Annotated in this window: 16 protein-coding genes; 9 read left to right on the top strand and 7 right to left on the bottom strand. The window is 59.4% G+C overall.

The genetic code is table 11. The annotated features are described in order from the left end of the window. Nucleotides 1–7 precede the first annotated feature (7 nt). The 3 genes from AB4N85_RS09715 (at nucleotide 8) to ahpF (ending at nucleotide 3,334) form a co-directional block, all read left to right on the top strand. On the top strand, nucleotides 8–946 hold the full coding sequence (locus AB4N85_RS09715) for a site-specific integrase (protein WP_150635134.1): 939 nt from the start codon (nucleotides 8–10) through the stop codon (nucleotides 944–946). 137 nt (nucleotides 947–1,083) lie between these two features. Further along, nucleotides 1,084–1,647, top strand: coding sequence for an alkyl hydroperoxide reductase subunit C (gene ahpC / locus AB4N85_RS09710; RefSeq protein ID WP_016774916.1), 564 nt, complete (start codon nucleotides 1,084–1,086; stop codon nucleotides 1,645–1,647). A 124-nt stretch (nucleotides 1,648–1,771) separates the two neighbouring features. Beyond that, nucleotides 1,772–3,334 (top strand): alkyl hydroperoxide reductase subunit F, encoded by a 1,563-nt coding sequence (gene ahpF / locus AB4N85_RS09705; protein ID WP_252867697.1) that lies wholly within the window; start codon nucleotides 1,772–1,774, stop codon nucleotides 3,332–3,334. Nucleotides 3,335–3,585: 251 nt separating this feature from the next. Here the strand turns inward: ahpF and gloA are convergent, their stop codons facing one another. After that, a complete protein-coding gene (gene gloA, locus AB4N85_RS09700) occupies nucleotides 3,586–4,107 on the bottom strand; it encodes a lactoylglutathione lyase (RefSeq protein WP_039762746.1) in 522 nt (173 codons plus the stop codon). A 137-nt stretch (nucleotides 4,108–4,244) separates the two neighbouring features. On the opposite strand from gloA, the gene AB4N85_RS09695 reads away from it, so the two are divergent. Further along, a complete protein-coding gene (locus AB4N85_RS09695) occupies nucleotides 4,245–4,763 on the top strand; it encodes a DUF4946 domain-containing protein (RefSeq protein ID WP_236169079.1) in 519 nt (172 codons plus the stop codon). Nucleotides 4,764–4,978: 215 nt separating this feature from the next. Here the strand turns inward: AB4N85_RS09695 and AB4N85_RS09690 are convergent, their stop codons facing one another. Together AB4N85_RS09690 and AB4N85_RS09685 are read right to left on the bottom strand one after the other, a co-directional pair. Beyond that, a complete protein-coding gene (locus AB4N85_RS09690; protein ID WP_041480175.1) occupies nucleotides 4,979–5,344 on the bottom strand; it encodes a histone-like nucleoid-structuring protein, MvaT/MvaU family in 366 nt (121 codons plus the stop codon). A gap of 227 nt (nucleotides 5,345–5,571) precedes the next feature. Further along, nucleotides 5,572–7,107 (bottom strand): EAL domain-containing protein, encoded by a 1,536-nt coding sequence (locus tag AB4N85_RS09685; protein ID WP_252867696.1) that lies wholly within the window; start codon nucleotides 7,105–7,107, stop codon nucleotides 5,572–5,574. Between the two features lie 351 nt (nucleotides 7,108–7,458). Between AB4N85_RS09685 and hppD the strand changes: the two genes are divergently transcribed. Further along, a complete protein-coding gene (gene hppD / locus AB4N85_RS09680; protein ID WP_016774910.1) occupies nucleotides 7,459–8,535 on the top strand; it encodes a 4-hydroxyphenylpyruvate dioxygenase in 1,077 nt (358 codons plus the stop codon). A gap of 173 nt (nucleotides 8,536–8,708) precedes the next feature. Here hppD and rarD read toward each other — a convergent pair whose 3' ends face one another. After that, nucleotides 8,709–9,590 carry an EamA family transporter RarD gene (gene rarD / locus AB4N85_RS09675; protein WP_252867695.1) on the bottom strand — a complete coding sequence of 294 codons (882 nt, stop codon included), beginning with the start codon at nucleotides 9,588–9,590 and terminating at the stop codon, nucleotides 8,709–8,711. Between the two features lie 288 nt (nucleotides 9,591–9,878). After that, the gene (locus AB4N85_RS09670; RefSeq protein WP_039762752.1) at nucleotides 9,879–11,189 is read right to left on the bottom strand and encodes an MFS transporter; all 1,311 of its coding nucleotides are present in this window, start codon (nucleotides 11,187–11,189) and stop codon (nucleotides 9,879–9,881) included. Nucleotides 11,190–11,360: 171 nt separating this feature from the next. Here AB4N85_RS09670 and AB4N85_RS09665 point away from each other — a divergent pair, with 171 nt between their 5' ends. The 4 genes from AB4N85_RS09665 to AB4N85_RS09650 all read left to right on the top strand — a co-directional run bounded on the left by AB4N85_RS09665 (nucleotide 11,361) and on the right by AB4N85_RS09650 (nucleotide 17,020). After that, nucleotides 11,361–12,482, top strand: a complete 1,122-nt coding sequence (locus AB4N85_RS09665) for a sugar diacid recognition domain-containing protein (RefSeq protein WP_150635138.1) — start codon at nucleotides 11,361–11,363, stop codon at nucleotides 12,480–12,482. Nucleotides 12,483–12,720: 238 nt separating this feature from the next. Beyond that, complete coding sequence (locus AB4N85_RS09660) at nucleotides 12,721–13,860, top strand: glycerate kinase (protein ID WP_236169077.1); 1,140 nt, start codon at nucleotides 12,721–12,723, stop codon at nucleotides 13,858–13,860. Between the two features lie 305 nt (nucleotides 13,861–14,165). Next, on the top strand, nucleotides 14,166–15,791 hold the full coding sequence (locus AB4N85_RS09655) for a methyl-accepting chemotaxis protein (protein WP_236169076.1): 1,626 nt from the start codon (nucleotides 14,166–14,168) through the stop codon (nucleotides 15,789–15,791). Nucleotides 15,792–15,832: 41 nt separating this feature from the next. Further along, nucleotides 15,833–17,020 (top strand): pyridoxal phosphate-dependent aminotransferase, encoded by a 1,188-nt coding sequence (locus AB4N85_RS09650; protein WP_252867693.1) that lies wholly within the window; start codon nucleotides 15,833–15,835, stop codon nucleotides 17,018–17,020. A 149-nt stretch (nucleotides 17,021–17,169) separates the two neighbouring features. Here the strand turns inward: AB4N85_RS09650 and AB4N85_RS09645 are convergent, their stop codons facing one another. Both AB4N85_RS09645 and AB4N85_RS09640 read right to left on the bottom strand, forming a co-directional pair. After that, entirely contained in the window at nucleotides 17,170–18,132 is a 963-nt protein-coding gene (locus AB4N85_RS09645; protein ID WP_236169074.1) for a 2-hydroxyacid dehydrogenase, read from the bottom strand. Between the two features lie 13 nt (nucleotides 18,133–18,145). Beyond that, nucleotides 18,146–19,444: an MFS transporter gene (locus AB4N85_RS09640; protein ID WP_041480189.1), complete on the bottom strand. Its 1,299-nt coding sequence runs from the start codon at nucleotides 19,442–19,444 to the stop codon at nucleotides 18,146–18,148. Between the last annotated feature and the right edge of the window lie 46 nt (nucleotides 19,445–19,490).

The raw sequence follows: 19,490 nt of genomic DNA, 5'->3' as shown, positions 1-19,490 counted from the left end.
ACTGCCCATGAGCGACATTGATCGATATCTGCAAGCCGCCACCCGGGACAACACTCGCCGCAGCTATCGCATGGCGATCGAGCACTTCGAGGTGACGTGGGGCGGATTTCTGCCGGCTACTGCCGACAGCGTTGCGCGCTATCTGGTGGCGCACGCTGGCGTGCTATCGATCAACACGCTGAAGCTGCGTCTGTCGGCGCTGGCGCAGTGGCACAACAGTCAGGGTTTTGCCGATCCGACCAAGGCGCCAGTGGTGCGCAAGGTGTTCAAGGGCATTCGCGCTTTGCACCCGGCGCAGGAAAAACAGGCTGAGCCGCTGCAATTGCAGGATCTGCAGCGCGTGATCGATTGGCTTGAACAGGAGGCGCAGACGGCCCGGGAAGAACAGGACCGCCCGACCTTGCTCAAGGCGTATCGGGATCGCGCGCTGATTCTGTTGGGCTTCTGGCGCGGCTTTCGCAGCGACGAATTGTGCCGTTTGCAAATCGAGCATGTGCAGGCGAGCGCTGGCAAGGGCATCACTCTGTATCTGCCGCGCAGCAAGGGCGACCGGGAGAACCTCGGGCAGACCTACCAGGCCCCGGCGCTGCTGAAGCTGTGCCCGGTGCAGGCCTATATCGATTGGATTACAGAGGCTGCGCTGGTACGCGGCGCGGTGTTCCGCAGCATTGATCGCTGGGGCAATCTGAGCGAAGAGGGCCTGCACGCCAACAGCATCATTCCGCTGCTCCGCCAGGCGTTGCAGCGCGCCGGGATTGCCGCCGCCAACTACACCAGCCATTCACTGCGGCGTGGTTTTGCCACATGGGCGCATCAAAGCGGCTGGGACCTGAAATCGCTGATGAGCTACGTTGGCTGGAAGGACATGAAATCCGCCATGCGCTATGTTGAGGTCAGCCCATTCCAGGGAATGGCTCGGATTATGGATAAGCCGGATCAGCCGTAGAGATCGTTTTCTTCTATTAATACAGTCAGCTAATAGCGAAAACAAATCAGCAGTATCAGGTTTGCCAATGAGCCTTCCGTCGAGTGAGTGGGTAGGATTCACCCATCAACTTCATAACCCCTGACGGAGAGTCATCGATGCCTATCATCAACAGCCAAGTAAAACCGTTCAAAGCTACCGCGTTCAAAAACGGCGACTTCGTTCAAGTCTCGGATGCTGACTTGAAAGGCAAGTGGTCCGTAGTGTTCTTCTACCCAGCCGACTTCACCTTCGTGTGCCCAACCGAGCTGGAAGACCTGGCTGACAACTACGCTGAGTTCAAGAAGCTGGGCGTGGAAATCTACAGCGTTTCGACCGACACCCACTTTGCTCACGCTGCCTGGCACAACACTTCGCCAGCCATCGGCAAAATCGAATACACCATGATCGGCGACCCTACCCACGTCATCTCCCGCAACTTCGACGTGCTGATCGAAGAAGCTGGTCTGGCTGACCGTGGCACCTTCGTGATCAACCCTGAAGGCCAGATCAAAATCGTTGAACTGAACGATGGCGGCGTTGGCCGTGACGCTTCCGAGCTGCTGCGCAAGATCAAGGCTGCTCAGTACGTCGCTGCACACCCAGGCGAAGTTTGCCCGGCCAAGTGGAAAGAAGGCGAGGCCACTCTGGCTCCGTCGCTGGACCTGGTCGGCAAGATCTAAGTCTGTGACATGCAACGCAGGGCGGCACGCCGCACCTTCTTAAGTTAGCTGCACCGCCCAATAAAAATGCCCGGGCGAGATTCGCTCGGGCTTTTTTTCGCCTCAAATAAAGGAAATCGCCCGTATGTTGGACGCCAATCTTAAAGCCCAGTTGAAATCGTACCTGGAACGGGTCACCCAACCGATCGAGATCGTTGCATCCCTCGACGACGGTGCGAAATCCCGTGAAATGCTGGACCTGCTGAAAGACGTTGCCAGTCTTTCGAGCCTAATTACCCTGATCGACAGCGGTGACGATGCCCGCAAGCCATCGTTCTCGATCAATCGCCCTGGAGCCGACATCAGTCTGCGTTTCGCCGGCATTCCAATGGGCCACGAATTCACCTCGCTGGTGTTGGCTCTGCTGCAAGTCGGTGGCCACCCGTCGAAGGCCAGCGTTGAAGTGATCGAGCAGATCCGCTCGCTCAAAGGCGAGTTCAGCTTCGAGACTTACTTCTCGCTGTCTTGCCAGAATTGCCCGGACGTCGTTCAGGCGCTGAACCTGATGGCCGTGCTCAACCCGAACATCCGCCACGTCGCCATCGACGGCGCGCTGTTCCAGGACGAAGTCAACGATCGCAAGATCATGGCTGTGCCGAGCATCTACCTCAATGGCGAAAACTTCGGCCAGGGCCGCATGGGCCTGGAGGAAATCCTTGCCAAACTCGACACCGGCGCGATTGAGCGTCAGGCCGAGAAGATCAGCGCCAAAGAAGCCTTTGACGTGCTGGTCGTCGGCGGTGGCCCGGCGGGTGCTTCGGCCGCTATCTACGCCGCACGTAAAGGCATCCGCACCGGTGTCGCGGCTGAGCGCTTCGGCGGTCAGGTGCTGGATACCATGGCCATCGAGAACTTCATTTCCGTGCAGGAAACCGAAGGGCCGAAACTGGCCACGGCGCTGGAAGAACACGTCAAGCAGTACGACGTCGACATCATGAATCTGCAACGCGCTGACAAGCTGATCCCGGGCAAGAATGGCGAGCTGCATGAAGTCCACTTCGCCAGCGGTGCAACCCTGAAAGCCAGGAGCGTGATTCTCGCGACCGGCGCACGCTGGCGCGAAATGAACGTTCCGGGCGAGCAGGAATACCGCAACAAAGGCGTGGCGTACTGCCCGCACTGCGACGGCCCGCTGTTCAAGGGCAAGCGCGTAGCGGTGATCGGCGGCGGTAACTCCGGCGTTGAAGCGGCGATCGATCTGGCCGGTATCGTGGCGCACGTAACGCTGCTGGAATTCGACGTGCAACTGCGCGCCGACGCCGTGCTGCAACGCAAGCTGCACAGCCTGCCGAACGTTACCGTGATCACCAGTGCGCAAACCACTGAAGTCACCGGCAATGGCGAGAAGGTCAACGGCCTGCGCTACAAGGACCGCACTACCGATGTACTGCGCACGGTTGAGCTGGAAGGCATTTTCGTGCAAATCGGTCTGCTGCCGAACACCGATTGGCTGAAGGGCACCATCGAGCTGTCGCCGCGTGGCGAGATCATTGTCGATAATCGTGGCGAGACTTCCATTGCGGGGATCTTTGCAGCGGGTGACGTGACGACTGTGCCGTACAAGCAGATCGTGATTGCAGTGGGCGAGGGCGCCAAGGCTTCGCTGAGTGCGTTCGATCACCTGATCCGGACTTCGGCCCCGGCGTAACTGCCAGGTCGAAAACGAAAAAACCCATGAGCGATCATGGGTTTTTTATTGCGCGTGGAAAGCCACCCCTCACCCCAGCCCTCTCCCGAGGGAGAGGGCTGGGGTGAGGTGTCTGAAGTCATCCATCGACCTGAGAGAGCCGGTCGATTATGGATTCACCGCCAATCGTTCAAGTCGGCGTAATTCTCCAACATCCCGCAATCAGTCCCCTCTCCCTCTGGGAGAGGGCTAGGGTGAGGGGCTTTCAGCTTTTACAGCGGCGCAGGCTGAATGATCTCGACCCAGTAGCCATCCGGGTCCTTGATGAACGCCAGGCTCTTCATCCGGCCGTCGGTCAGGCGCTTCTGGAAATCGCAACCCAGCTCTTCAAAGCGTGCACACGCTGCGACGATGTCCGGCACCGAAATGCAGATGTGACCAAAGCCACGCGGATCGGTGTTGCCATTGTGATAGGCGAAGTCGGCATCGTTTTCGGTGCCGTGGTTGTGGGTCAATTCGAGAATGCCCGGGATCGATTTCATCCATTCGGTACGCGCAGCAGCATCGGCCGGGATCTGCGCTTTATCGACCAGCGCAAGGAAGTACAGGCTGAATTCGGCTTCCGGAAAATCACGCTTCTCGACCAGCGAGAAACCCAGGACGCGGGTGTAGAAATCCAGCGACTTGGTGATGTCCTTCACGCGCAGCATGGTGTGGTTGAACACGAAGTTGCGGGTTGCGCTGTCTGGCGTGGCGGTCACGCCGGGGAAAGTGTTCAGTTCGTTGAGGCTCATGGGCCCTCCAATAACAATGGGCGAGTGAATGGGCGCAATGATACGCATGCCGGCCGGCATCGCCAAATGCAAGGCGGGCTTGCCCTGCGCGAGGGCGGGGCTCAGACTTTGCTCTCTACCTTCGAGTGCGTCCGGCAATGATCCGACTGTTCAAATCCGTGTTTGTTTTTTTTGCTTTGTCATTGGCCGTGGTTTTCCCGGCCATGGCCGAACCGAGCATCACCTGGCCGGCGGGCTGGAAGGTTGAAATGTTGCCGGATACCGCGCCGCCAGTCTCGCGGCAAAGGGCGGTGAAGCTCGATGCCGACGGCAATCAGGTGATGGTGATGGAGTTGACCATGACGCAAGTGGAGGCGGGGCATCAGGTCAATTTGCAAGGCGTGTTGCTGGAGATGCGCAAGTCCATCCAGAAGGATTTCTTCCGCAGTGGTTATCAGAGCGTCTGCAACCGAATCCATCCGGCTGCGCTCGGATCATTGACCGGGTTGGAGACGACCTGCACGATCACCGAGAACGGCCGGCACGTATTATCACAAACGCTGGTGGCTGCCGTGGAAACAGACAAGGCTTATGTACTTTCATATGCCGGTCAGGCTGAGGTTTATAAGGCGAGCGCCGACGACATAGAGGCGGCACGTAACAGCCTGAAATTATAAACGTCCGTACTAACTCGCGGTGTTTTGAATGCCGGAAAGGATTAAGCACAAAGTTTGATTCATCGTTTGCAGCAACATCGCGCAGCAAAATGTTTAGCGTGATGACTCAGTAACGTTACACATTTTTCTAACTTGTTCGATGAAAATCATTTCATTTGTTAGATATTGTCAATAAAAAAGCCCTGCATCGCGCAGGGCTTTTTGTTGGCGTCAGATTAACCGCGCAACCATGAATCCACGGTGGCCGCACCGTACTGTTCTTTCCAGGCTTTCAGGCCGCGATGGTTGCCGCCCTTGGTTTCGATCAGCTCGCCAGTGTGCGGGTTCTGGTAAACCTTGACGACGCGGGCGCGGCGGGTCTTCGGCGCTGGGGCAGCCTGCAGACCGGACTTCGCCGGGTTCGGGTCGAGGATGGCGATGATGTCTTTCAGGCCTTTGCCATAGGTTTTCATCAGTCCCTGGAGCTTTTCTTCGAATTCGATTTCTTTCTTGAGCCCGGCGTCATTCTTCAGTGACTCCAGCTGTTTGAGCTGTTCCTGAAGGGCCTTTTCAGCTGCGCGAAATTCAGCGAGTCTGGACAATATCTTTACTCCAATAGTGTGTTTGGCTGATACCAACCGCAAACAAAGCTATAAGCCAAGAGCCTGGAAGCGACTCGGTGATAATTGGCTCACCTGTCAGTCTGGCTCAGGTTGAAAAAATTGTAGTAGTTAATGCGACAAGAGTAAATCCTGATGTTGTCGCCATGTAACAACAATGACTTTTTGTATCAATTTGGTGCGGTTGTTGGACGGGCTATGCTAATGAGTTAACGATCACTTAATGCGCTGATGAAATCTGCTGCCGGCATCGGTTTGGCAAACAAATAACCTTGCATGAAATCCACCTGATGCTCCGTCAGGTAATCGGCTTGGGCCTGTGTCTCGACACCTTCGGCAACAATGGCCAGATCCAGCTTTGCCGACAGTTCAATGATGGAGTCGAGAATATGCCGTGATAGCGCATCGATGCCGATCATGGCGACAAAGCTCTGATCGATCTTGAGAAAGTCGACCTTGAAGGCGCGCAAGTAGCCGAGGCTTGAGTGGCCTGTACCAAAATCGTCGATCGCGATTTTCACTCCAAGTGCGTGCAATTGCTCAAACAGTTGCAGGGTCATGTCGTTCGGTTCGATCAGCTCGCGCTCCGTCAATTCCAGCACCAGCTCGACGCTGCCGGGCGCAAACGCCGCCAGGAGGTCGCGACAGTCTTCGACCAGTTCCAGATCCTTGCAATGGCTGGCAGTGATGTTGATGCCGATATGGAAAGGTTTGGCGAAGACCGCAGAATGCGGTCCCAGCAGGGCGGCAGTCTGTTGCATCAGCGCGCGGGTCATCGGCACGATCAAGCCTGAATGCTCGGCAAATGGAATGAACAGATCCGGGCGTACGAGGCCCTCTTTCGGGTGATTCCAGCGCATCAGCACTTCAGCGCCGGACCACTGCTTGCTGTCACCGTGAACCACCGGCTGGAAGTAAGGAATGAATTCCCCGGCCTCGAGTGCGCGAAGCATTTCGTGACTGGGCGAGTTCGAGCGTTTCTGCACGACATGGCCGATGGCGCCCGAGATCACGCCGAAAAATATCAGCAGGCTGAACAACGGCGGATAATTGGCCGCCATGTAACGCCAGGTTTCTCCTTCGGGAAAACCCGCCGACACGTTGAAACCGTATCGTTCGGATTCGAGCATGCTATGCGCGACCGGCAAAGCGGGCAGGGGCCCTTGATGCACTCTGCCGTCGGCGGACAGCCAGTTATCGCCCACCTGCAACATCAGTAATGTCTGGCGGCCGATCAGGCGCAGGATGTTGCTCAGGTGATAACCATCAAGCGTGGTCAGCGCGCCGCCACGACCGTCGCTGAGGCGGTAGATCAACAATGCCGTGTCGGGGGTGACGGGATTGCCGTTCATCAACCACAGTTTGCCTTGATGATAGTCCCCGGCATTGACCGCTTCCTTGAACTGCCCGAACAGTGAGCTGCAGTAGAGCGTGTTGTCCCAGACCAGATTGGTCGAGCGCACGAAGGGGCGGCGGGTCACTTGTTCGCGCAGGGCCAGTTTCACGTCTTCGCAATTTTTCCCGGCCAGAGGCAGCAGAACCCGAGCGGCTTCTCCCGTGTTGTCGAGCATCAGATCGAACTGTTGCAACGCTTGTTCGGCCGTTTCCCCGGCACTTTGCTCCAGCGTTCGTTTTGCCTGCATATAAAGAATCCCACTGCCCAGCACGATTGGCAGCAGACCGCTGAGCAAAGTCACGGCGATTCGGGTGCTGCGTTTGCGGCGGGATCGGTGGGTCAGTGGCATGGACACATCCTGTGGTTTAGAAATCTGACCCGATAAACAATTGAGCCAGAGAGGAGAATAGATGGCAGATGGCGCTTGCGCCGTAGGTAAAAAAGCGGATTTTATACAGAGGGCAGACAGGCCTGGTTACGCTGTGTAGAATCGGGTTACGCATACAATAATAATCGTCTTCTGGCAGCAGAAGCCTCGCCCGCAAGAGCCTTGGGTCGACAATGAAGATATTCGGGTTTCAACTGATCTACGGAGACTTCCTCGCGCGCAGCGTGCGTGGCATCTCCTGCGCGCCGCCCTCCACATCACTTTCCTGACAAATAACCCTGGTTAATTGATAAGAAATGATGAGGCGTCACCATGGCAGATTTATACGAAAACCCAATGGGCCTGATGGGCTTTGAATTCATCGAGTTCGCAGCGCCGACCCCTGGCACACTGGAGCCGATCTTCGAGATTATGGGCTTCACCAAAGTCGCGACCCACCGTTCCAAGAACGTGCACCTCTACCGTCAGGGCGCGATCAACCTGATCCTCAATAACGAACCCAACAGCGTCGCCTCGTACTTCGCCGCCGAACACGGCCCGTCCGTTTGCGGCATGGCGTTTCGCGTGAAGGATTCGCAGAAGGCCTATTCCCGCGCACTCGAACTCGGCGCTCAGCCGATTCACATCGAGACCGGTCCGATGGAACTGAACCTGCCGGCAATCAAAGGCATTGGCGGCGCGCCGCTGTACCTGATCGACCGTTTCGGTGAAGGCAGCTCGATCTACGACATCGACTTCGTGTTCATCGAAGGTGTTGATCGCAACCCGGTTGGCGCTGGCCTGAAGATCATCGACCACCTGACCCACAACGTTTATCGCGGTCGCATGGCCTATTGGGCGAACTTCTACGAGAAGCTGTTCAACTTCCGTGAAATCCGTTACTTCGACATCAAAGGCGAGTACACCGGCCTGACCTCGAAGGCCATGACCGCACCGGATGGCATGATCCGCATTCCGCTCAACGAAGAGTCGTCCAAGGGCGCCGGGCAGATCGAAGAGTTCCTGATGCAGTTCAACGGTGAGGGTATCCAGCACGTCGCGTTCCTCACCGACGACCTGATCAAGACCTGGGATCAACTGAAGAAAATCGGCATGCGCTTCATGACCGCGCCGCCGGATACCTACTACGAAATGCTCGAAGGTCGCCTGCCGAATCACGGCGAGCCGGTCGATCAGCTGCAATCGCGCGGCATCCTGCTCGATGGCGCATCGGAGCAGGGCGACAAGCGTCTGCTGCTGCAGATTTTCTCGGAGACCCTGATGGGGCCGGTGTTCTTCGAATTCATCCAGCGCAAGGGCGACGATGGCTTCGGCGAGGGCAACTTCAAGGCCCTGTTCGAATCGATCGAGCGTGACCAGGTGCGTCGTGGTGTGTTGACCACCGAGTAATCTGAAATGAAAAAATCCCGGCCTGCAGAAATGCAGGGCCGGGATTTTTTTGCTTCATACAAAACCTGAGGGAGCGAGCCTGCTCGCGAATGCGGACTTTCATTCAACAGTCATGTTGACTGGTCTGACGACTTCGCGAGCAGGCTCGCTCCCACATTTGTCTTGTGTTGCATTCAAGAGCGGCGTTGGCGCGTCAAGTGTTTGAAGCCCTCGAACACCAGCACCACAACCGCCAGCCAGATCGGGATGTAAGTCAGCCACTCGCCTGACTTGATGCTCTCTCCCAGCAACAATGCCACCGCGAGCAACAGCACCGGTTCGACATAACTCAACAACCCAAACAGACTGAACGGCAGCAAGCGGCTGGCGATGATATACACCACCAGCGCGGACGCACTGATCAGGCCGAGCAGTGGAATCAGCCACATCAGTCCCGGATATTGATCGAACACGGCCAGACCCTGTTCGCCGCCCTGCACAAACCAGTAGGCGACCGGCAGCATCAGGGTCATGTCGACCCACAGGCCACCGAGGTTGTCGGTTTGCAGGTATTTGCGTAGCACGAAATACAGCGGATAACCGACCACGACCACCAGCGTCGCCCAGGAAAATCCGCCAACCTGATACAGCTCGTTCAACACGCCAAGACTGGCGAAAAATACCGCGATTTTCTGCAGGTAAGAAAGGCTCTCGCCATAGGCAATCCGCCCGGTCAGCACCATCGCCAGTGGCAACAGGAAATAGCCCAGTGATACATCCAGGCTGTAATCATTGAGCGGTGCCCACATGAACAGCCACAGCTGAACCCCGAGCAGGGCGGAAGAAACCAGCAGCCCGGCGATCAGCTTCGGCCTGGCGGCCATCAATCGGAACAGCTCCAGCACCCGCCGCCATTCCCCGGAAACAAGCATGAACACCGTCATGCACGGCACGGTCAGAAGCATGCGCCAGCCGAAGATTTCCACGCCGCTCAGAGGGGTCAGCAGCGACGTGTAGTAATACATGACGGCAAACAGCACGGAGGCTGAAACCGATAGAGCGATACCTTTAGACAAACTGTCCTCGCGACGTGATGGTTGAACGGGGCGCGCAGGATACGTGGTTTTTGTGCTGAATATTGAGCGGATGCTCATTATTTCCCACATCCAGGAGCCACAAATCCTGTGGAAGCGAGCCTGCTCGCGAAGAGGCCGGCAGATTCAGCATAGATGTTGCGTCGGCTGGCGCTATGCATGATTGCATCGCTTAAACGCAAAAGATCGCAGCCTTCGGCAGCTCCTACAGGGAACGCATTCCAGAGTAGGAGCTGCCGAAGGCTGCGATCTTTTGATCTGCGCGTCTGATTAGGCCCGCAACGTCCGAGTCATCCGCAACGCCAGCAGACTCCCGCCGACGATCACCGCCGCCAGCACGTACAACGCTGCATCCGTCGAACCCGTGCTGTCCTTGACCCAACCCACCAGGTACGGGCTGAGGAACCCGGCCATCTGCCCCATCGAGTTGATCAGCGCCAGCCCACCAGCCGCTGCGCCCGCGCTCAGCATGGCGGTCGGCACCGGCCAGAACATCGGCAGGCCGGTCAGTGCGCCCATGGTCGCGATGGTCAGGCCGAGAATCGCAATCGCCGGATTGGCCGCGAAATTCACTGCGATCACCAGCCCGACAGCGCCCATCAGCATCGGCACCACCAAGTGCCAGCGGCGCTCCTTGCGCAAGTCCGCCGAACGCCCGACGACCAGCATGAACACCGCTGCGAGCAGATACGGAATCGCACTCAGCCAGCCGATCACCAGGTTATCGCTGAAGCCGAGGTTCTTGATGATCGACGGCAGCCAGAAGTTGATCGCATACACGCCGCTCTGGATGCAGAAATAGATCAGGCCGAAGGCCCAGATCGCTGGGTTCTTGAACACCGCAAGCAGCGAGTCGGTGGCGGTTTTCGGTTTGTTGGCGAGGTCTTCGGCGTGGTCGGCTTCGAGCACGGAACGTTCATGGGCGGTCAGCCATTTGGCATTGGCGAAGCTGTCGCTCAACAGGAAATACGCCAGCGCACCGAGGATCACCGTCGGAATGCCTTGCAGGAGGAACATCCACTGCCAGCCGGCCAGGCCACCCTGGCCGGCGGCGAAGTGGTTGAGAATCCAGCCGGAAAACGGGCTGCCGAGCAAACCGGAGACCGGGATTGCCGACATGAACAACGCCATGATCCGGCCACGGCGGAAGGTCGGGAACCACTGCGAGAGATACAGCACGACGCCCGGGAAGAAACCGGCTTCAGCGGCACCGGTGAAAAAGCGCAGGGTGTAGAACTCGGTCGGGGTGGTGACGAACAACAGGCAGGTCGACAGCGTGCCCCAGGTGATCATCATCAAGGCAATCCAGCGCCGAGGACCGAAGCGGGTCAGTGCCAGGTTGCTCGGCACGCCGCACAGCACATAACCGATGAAGAAGATGCCGGCGCCGAGGCCGTACACCGTTTCGCTGAATTTCAGTGCGTCGAGCATCTGCAGTTTGGCGAAGCCGACGTTGACCCGGTCGAGGTAGTTGAACAGATAGCAGATGAAAATGAAGGGAATCAAACGCAGGGTGATGCGTTTGTAGACGGCGTTTTTACCGTCGTCGATGGTCTGGGTAGCTGCGGCGCTCTGCGACATAGCGGCTCTCTCTTTATTATGATTTTTTGCGATGCAAAGGGTAACGTTGATCGCCCTGAGAGTCTCGGCCACCTTTGGCCGGATTGTCTTTGTGCCTGAGCACAGGGTTTGCCGCCAGACCCTGTGCGGCTGAACAACCGTTCGTGCCTGAACTGAAGGATTGCCGCCGCTATGTTCGAACTCGATCACGACCTTGCCCAGGACATCGTCGACCGGGCCATGGCCATTTTGCCGTACAACGTCAACGTCATGGACAGTCAGGGCCTGATCCTCGGCAGCGGCGAACCGGAGCGCATCAACACCCGTCATGAAGGCGCGCAACTGGTGCTGGCCAACGGGCGTGTGGTGGAAATCGACGCGCAGACGGCGGTGCATCTCAAAGGTGTGCAACCGGGGATCAATCTGCCGCTGCTGCTCGATCAGCGCTTGATCGGCGTGCTCGGCATCACCGGCGAGCCGGAGCAATTGCGCACCTACGCCGAGCTGGTGCGCATGACCGCTGAAATGCTGGTCGGCCAGCGCAACCAGCAGGCCGAGCAACAATGGCGACGGCAGCGTTGCGATGATCTGCTGGCGTTGCTGCTGAGCGAAGCGGGGGATTCGCCGCGTCTGATCGATGAGGCGCAGCAGCTTGGGCTCAAGCCGCAATTGACCCGGGTGCCGTATCTGTTTGAACTGGGGCTCGAGCACGGCCCAGGGCAAACCGTCGAGGCACTGAGTGCGTGGCTGACCTCGCGTTATCCGGACAGTTGGTGCGTGAGTTCGGCGAAGTCTTCGTTGTTGTGGTGTCGCCCGGCGAGCCAGAACGTCGAGCATGATCGCCTGCTGGAAAAACTCGATGGCCTCGGCTGGAAGATTTTGCGCATCGCCGTCGGCGGGCAGGCGGATGGTCTGGCAGGGTTGCGTCGCTGTTACCGACGAGTCGGCGATTTGCTCGCTTATGGTCGTGACGTGCTGCCGAATTCGAGACTGCTGACGCTCAATCGTTATCGCTTGCCGGTCATGCTGTGGCGTCATCGCAACGATGATGCGCTGGACGAACTGCTCAAGCCGCTGCGCCAGGTCATCGCCAAGGACAGCAACGGCCAGTTGCTGGCGACCCTGCGCAGTTGGTGCGAGCACGACGGGCAGAGTCAGGCCTGCGCTGAGGCGTTGGGCATTCATCGCAATAGTCTGCGTTATCGCATGGAGCGGATTGCCGAGTTGAGCGGGGTTGATCCGTTGAAGCTGGACGGGATGCTGGCGTTGTATCTTGGGGTGCAGCTGCTGCCGCAGACTGATCCATTGCCATGAGTTGTCCTTGAGGCCGCCATCGCTGGCAAGCCAGCTCCCACAGGTCAGAAGGCGTTCATAACTTCCATAGCCACCGCAGAACCCTGTGGGAGCTGGCTTGCCAGCGATGAGGCCGGTACGACCAACACATATCTTTTGTGGAAATGAACAATAAACGTCGACGCCACTTGTGCACCCGACTGGCGTCAACGCTCACGACCGCTGGCAGCATGAACGCCACTGCAACCGGAGAATTCCCATGAAAATCGTCATCGCCCCCGACTCGTTCAAGGACAGCCTGAGTGCCCAAGGCGTTGCCGAAGCCATTGCCCTCGGACTGGCCCAGGTCTGGCCGCAGGCGACGCTGATCAAATGCCCGATGGCCGATGGCGGCGAAGGTACGGTCGAGTCGATTCTCGCAGCCTGCGAAGGTGAGTTACGCCGCACCCGCGTGCGCGGTCCACTGGGCGCGCCGGTCGAAGCCGCATGGGGCTGGCTGCCGCACAACCACACCGCGATCATCGAAATGGCCGAGGCCAGCGGTCTGCAACTGGTCCCGCCGGGACAGCGCGATGCCTGCATCAGCAGCACCTTTGGCACAGGTGAATTGATTCGTGCAGCGCTGGATGCCGGCGCGCAACGGGTGATTCTGGCGATTGGCGGCAGCGCGACCAATGACGCCGGCGCCGGGGCGATGCAGGCGCTGGGGGTGAAGTTGCTGGATGCGCAGAATCAGTCGCTGGTGCCCGGCGGCCTGGCCTTGGCGCAACTGGCGCGATTGGACCTGAGTGGGCTTGATCGACGTCTGGCCGATGTGCGTTTCGACATCGCCGCTGATGTCAACAATCCGCTCTGCGGCCCCCACGGCGCCTCGGCCATTTTCGGCCCGCAGAAGGGCGCATCGCCTGCGCAGGTTGAGCAGCTCGATCAGGCGCTGGGGCACTTCGCCGAGCTTTGCGCGCAAGCATTGGGCAGGGACGTGCGCGATGAACCGGGCAGCGGCGCGGCGGGTGGTCTGGGGTTTGCCGCCAAGGCTTTTCTCGGTGCGCAGTTTCAGGCGGGCGTCGAGGTGGTAGCGGAACTGGTCGGGCTCGCTGACGCGGTCAAGGGTGCGGATCTGGTGATTACCGGAGAAGGCCGCTTCGATGCGCAAACCCTTCGCGGCAAAACGCCGTTCGGTGTTGCGCGAGTTGCCAAACGACACGCTGTGCCGGTGATCGTGATTGCCGGGACCTTGGGCGAGGGCTATCAGGAGCTCTATCAACACGGCATCGACGCCGCTTTCGCCGTGACCAGCGGACCGATGACGCTCGAACAAGCCTGCGCCGAAGCTCCGCGCCTGCTGCGTGAACGCGCCACCGATATTGCTCGGGTCTGGCAACTCGCCGCCCAACGCTGATCGGCTTGCCTATGTAGGAGCTGTCGAGTGCAACGAGGCTGCGATCTTTTGACTTTTAAAAGCAGGATCAAAAGATCGCAGCCTCGTTGCACTCGACAGCTCCTACCAAGGGCAGCGGAGCAGTTTTTGATTGTTGCCACGTCCTGAAAAATATTTACCGCAGACCCGAAACCTTCCTTAAGCCTGGCCGATACAACGGTCAGGCGCACACAAAACCACAATTCAGTGCCGCCGGACTGTCGCCCGCTATGGGCCAGTGCTCACGGCATGGACGCTCGTAGTTTCTTTCTTTCGAGAGTCCGACCATGTCCCTGCGTAACCTGAATATCGCGCCACGTGCTTTCCTCGGTTTTGCCTTTATCGCCTTGTTGGTGATTGTCCTCGGCGTGTTCGCGGTCAGCCGCATGACGGTCATTCGTCAGGCGTCGGTCGACATGGACACCAACCAATTGCCAAGCGTGACCCACCTCAGCGTGGTCACGGAAAACGTCCTGCGCATGCGCATTCTCTCGTTCCGTGTGCTGGTCAATCGCGAACCGGCCAGCCTGCAAGAGGCAGAAACCCGCATCGCGGTGCTGGTCGACAAGGTGCGCAAAGCTCAGGCCAGCTACGCTGCGTTGCCGGCAGGTCCTGAAGAGCACGCAGTTTTCCAGACGTTTTCGACCACCCTCGATAACTACCTGCAAGCCCAGAACCGGATGCTTGAGCTGTCGCGCCAAGGCGATCTGGAAGCGATGCGCGCGTTGATCAACACGCGCATCAAGGAAGGCACCGATCAGATGGGCGAGCAGCTAAACAAGCTGATCGGCATGAATACCGCCGGGGCCAGAGCGGCGGCCATTAAGGCCGGTGAAAACTATGACAGCGCCATCACCGGGATCATTATCGTCGCCGTGATTGCGGCGCTGGCCACCGTGTTGCTCGCCTGGTTGCTGACCCGCAGCATCGTCACGCCGCTCAACCGCGCCGTGCTCGCTGCGCAAACCATTGCTGGCGGTGACCTCAGCAAAGCCATCGAAGTCGACGGCAAGGATGAACCGGCGCGCCTGCTCGAAGCCCTGGCGGCGATGCAGTCCAACCTGCGCAAGACCATCGAGCAGATCGCCGGTTCCGCGACGCAACTGGGCGCCGCTGCCGAAGAACTCAGCGCCGTCACTGAAGAAGCGTCGCGCGGGCTGCAGCAGCAGAACAATGAAATCGAACAGGCCGCCACGGCCGTCAACGAGATGACCGCTGCGGTGGAAGAGGTGGCGCGCAACGCCGTGTCGACTTCCGAAGCGTCAAACCAGTCGACCCACGCCGCCCGCGAAGGTCGTGATCAGGTGGTGAAAACCGTCGACGCGATCCAGACCATGACCCACGACGTGCAGAACACTGCGCAGATGATCGAAGGCCTCGCCGCGCAAGGGCGCGACATCGGCAAAGTGCTGGACGTGATTCGCGCCATCGCCGAGCAGACCAACTTGCTGGCGCTCAACGCTGCGATTGAAGCCGCGCGTGCCGGCGAGGCTGGCCGTGGCTTTGCCGTGGTGGCTGACGAAGTGCGCGCCTTGGCCCATCGCACCGCGCAGTCGACCCAGGAAATCGAGAAAATGGTTGCCGGCATCCAGAACGGCACCGGTGAAGCGGTCTCCTCGATGCAGCAAAGCAACCAGCGTACCCAGTCCACTCTGGAAATGGCCCGCGCGGCTGGCGTGGCACTGGAGCAGATCACGCAATCGATTCACCAGATCAACGAACGCAACCTGGTCATCGCCAGCGCGTCGGAAGAGCAGGCGCAAGTCTCCCGTGAGGTCGATCGCAACCTGGTCAACATCCGCGACCTCGCCACGCAATCGGCCGCCGGCGCCAATCAGACCAGTGCCGCGACCCACGAACTGTCGCGACTGGCAGTGGATTTGAACGCCATGGTGGCGCGTTTCGTGATTTGAGATACGGTGAAGGCTGGAAACCGCGCTAACAGGAGACGTACATGCGCTATTCAGCCTTGACCCAACGAATCGCCGGGGAGGGTGCCGCTGCCTGGCAGATTCACGACCGAGCGCTGGAACTGCGCGCCGAGGGCGTTGATGTTTTGTTGTTGAGCGTCGGCGATCCGGATTTCGATACGCCGTTGCCGATCGTCCATGGCGCGATCGATAGCCTGTTGGCCGGCGATACCCATTACGCCGACGTGCGTGGTCGATTCGAGCTGCGCAGGCTGATTGCCGAGCGTCATCGCCAGCGCAGTGGTCAACGGGTTGATCCTGATCAGGTGATTGTCCTGCCCGGCGCACAATGCGCGGTGTACTCGGTGGCGCAGTGCCTGCTCGATCCGGGCGATGAAGTGATCGTCGCCGAGCCGATGTACGTCACTTACGAAGGTGTGTTTGGCGCCTGCGGTGCCAAGGTGATTGCGGTGCCGGTGCGCCCGGAGAACGGTTTCCGTGTCGACCCGGCCGATGTTGCCGAGCGCATTACCCCGCGAACGCGCGCCATGCTGCTCAACAGTCCGAACAATCCCAGCGGCGCGAGTTTGCCCTTGCTGATCTGGCAGGAGCTGGCAGCGCTGTGCATTCGTCATGATCTGTGGTTGATCAGCGATGAGGTGTACAGCGAGCTGTTATATGAAGGCGAGCACATCAGCCCGGCGAGCCTGCCGGGCATGGCCGAGCGCACCGCGACGATCAACAGTCTGTCGAAATCCCATGCGATGACCGGTTGGCGTATCGGCTGGATGATCGGCCCGAATGCCTTGGCCGAGCATCTGGTGAATCTGTCGCTGAGCATGCTCTTCGGTCTGCCGGATTTTGTACAGAAGGCCGCGCAAGTAGCGCTGCAAAGTGATCTGCCGGAAGTCTCTCAGATGCGCGAGGAATACCGCTTGCGGCGCGATCTGGTGTGCGAGCGTTTGCACGGTTGCCCTGGGTTGCAGCCGATTCGCCCGGATGGCGGCATGTTCGTGATGGTCGATGTGCGCCAGACTGGCCTCGGCGCCCAGGCATTTGCCGAGCGCTTGCTGGAAGGTTACGGGGTATCAGTGTTGGCCGGTGAAGCGTTCGGGCCGAGCGCGGCGGGGCATATTCGCATCGGGCTGGTGGTGGATCGGGTCAAACTGGCGGATGCCTGCGCGCGGATTGCGTTGTGTGCGGTGCAGCTGTTGCAGGCGCGCAGTGCCTGAGGGTCTTGCATTGCCTGAACCGGCGCCTTGCTGATCGTTCCCACGCTCCGCGTGGGAATGCCTCTAGGGACGCTCCGCGTTCCAACTTTCGGAAGGGACGCGGAGCGTCCCGGGCTGCATTCCCACGCTGAGCGTGGGAACGATCAGCATCAAGGATTCACCAGATTCGCCGGCCGCTGTCCATTCAACGCCGCCAACAGATTCTCCACCGCACAGCGCGCCATTGCTTCCCGGGTTTCATGGGTCGCCGAGCCCATGTGCGGCGTCGCCACCACGTTGCTCAACTGCAACAACGGCGAGTCATGATTCAACGGCTCGCGCTCGAACACATCCAGTCCCGCCGCGCGAATGCGCTGGTTGCGCAACGCCTCGATCATCGCCGCCTCATCGACCACCTTGCCCCGCGAGATATTGATGAAGATGCTCTCCGGCCGCATCAACGCAAATTGCTCGGCGCCGATCAAACGTTCGGTCTGCGCCGTCAGAGGCAAAGTCAGGCAAATGAAATCGGCCTGCTGGAGCAACTCTTCCAGGCTGCGATACTGTGCGTCGAAACGCTCCTCGACCGCCGGTTTGCGCGACTGGCTGTGATAGATCACCGGCATGCCGAAACCGAAATGCCCGCGCTGGGCCAGGGCCTCGCCGATGCGGCCCATGCCGATGATGCCCAGCGTTTTGCCATGCACATCGGTGCCGAAATGCGCCGGGCCGATGTTGCGGCTCCACTGCCCGCCACGGACCATGTTCGCCAGTTCAACCACACGCCGCGCGGCAGCGAGGATCAGGGCGAAACCGGTGTCGGCGGTGGTTTCGGTGAGCACGTCGGGGGTGTTGGTCAGCAGAATCTTGCGCCGATTCAGATACTCGATGTCGTAGTTGTCGACACCCACCGAGACGCTGGCAATCGCCTCCAGCTGCGGCGCCAGATCCAGCAACGCCGCATCCAGTTTCAGGCTGGCGCCGAGCAAGCCGTGGGCGCGGGGCAGGGCATCGCGCATCTGCATGAGGCCGTCGGCGTCGAGGCTTTCGATCAGCGTTACGTCAAATTGCTCTTGCAGGCGCGCCATCAGCGCGGGCGAAAGTTTCTTGTACAGCACGACCTGTTTTTTCATGGCAAAAGTCCTTTCAGGAATGCGCCGGCACACGCGGCGTGGCGACGGCTTTGGCGACGACGCGATCACTGGCGCCGGGCTTGAGGAAAATCGTCAGTACCACCGACAGCAACAGCGCGCCGCTCATCAGCAGATAGGAAGCGCCGGGCGAACCGGTCGAGCTGTTCAGATAACCGACCAGATATGAGCCGCCAAAAGAACCGAGCGCGCCCATGCTGTTGATCAGCGCCATGGCGCCGCCAGCGACGTTCGCCGGCAGGATCTCCGGGACGATGGCGAAGAACGGCCCGTATGGCGCGTACATGCAGGCGCCGGCAATGACCAGCAGCGTGTACGACCACCAGAAGTGTTCGGCGCCCAAGGCATAAGAGCCGTAGAACGCGATGGAGGCGATCAGCAGCGGCGGCCAGACGAAGCGTTTGCGCTTCTGCAATTTGTCCGAACCCCACGACACCGCGAGCATGCCGATCACCGCCGCCAGATACGGCAGCGCCGACAGCCAGCCAGCCTCGATCATGTCCATCTGCGCGCCGGCCTTGAGGATCGATGGCAGCCACAAAACGAAACCGTAGACGCCGATGCTCCAGCAGAAAAACTGCAGCGCCAGGATGATCACCTTCGGCGAACGGAACGCCTCGGCGTAGTTCTTCACCGCCTTGATCCCGACCTGCTCAGCAGCGAGGGCGCTTTCCAGATCGTGCTTTTCCTGCTCATTGAGCCACTTGGCCTGGGCCGGGCGGTCGTCGGCCAGACGCCACCAGATAAACGCCCACAGCACCGCCGGCAGACCTTCAATGATGAACATCCAGCGCCAGCTGAAATGCTGCACCAGATAGCCCGACACCACCGACATCCACAGCATCGTCACCGGGTTACCGAGGATCAGAAAGGTGTTGGCCCGCGAACGTTCGGCACGGGTGAACCAATGGCACAGATACACCAGCATCGCCGGCATCACCGCCGCTTCGACCACGCCGAGCATGAAGCGAATGACGATCAGCCAATAGGCGTTGGACACCACGCCGGTCAACGTGGCCAGACCACCCCAGAGGATCAGGCTGACGAAAATCAGCTTCTTGACGCTGTGCTTTTGCGCGTAGATCGCGCCGGGAACCTGGAAGAAAAAGTAACCGAGAAAGAACAGCGCACCAAGCAGCGAGGACAGACCCGGTGTAATCATCAGGTCTTCGGCCATGCCCGACGCGGCGGCAAAACCGTAGTTGGCGCGATCAAGATAGGCCAGGCTGTATGTGATGAACACAATCGGCATGATGTACCACCAGCGGCGGGTGGCGAGGGTAGCGGTTTTCATCGGTGTGACTCCTGAGCTTGTTGTTTTTGTCGCAGCAGGTTCATTG

Source organism: Pseudomonas sp. H1_G08 (assembly GCF_054681355.1).
The sequence above is the reverse complement of the archived record's forward strand: the minus strand, read 5'-3'. Positions and strand labels throughout refer to the sequence as shown.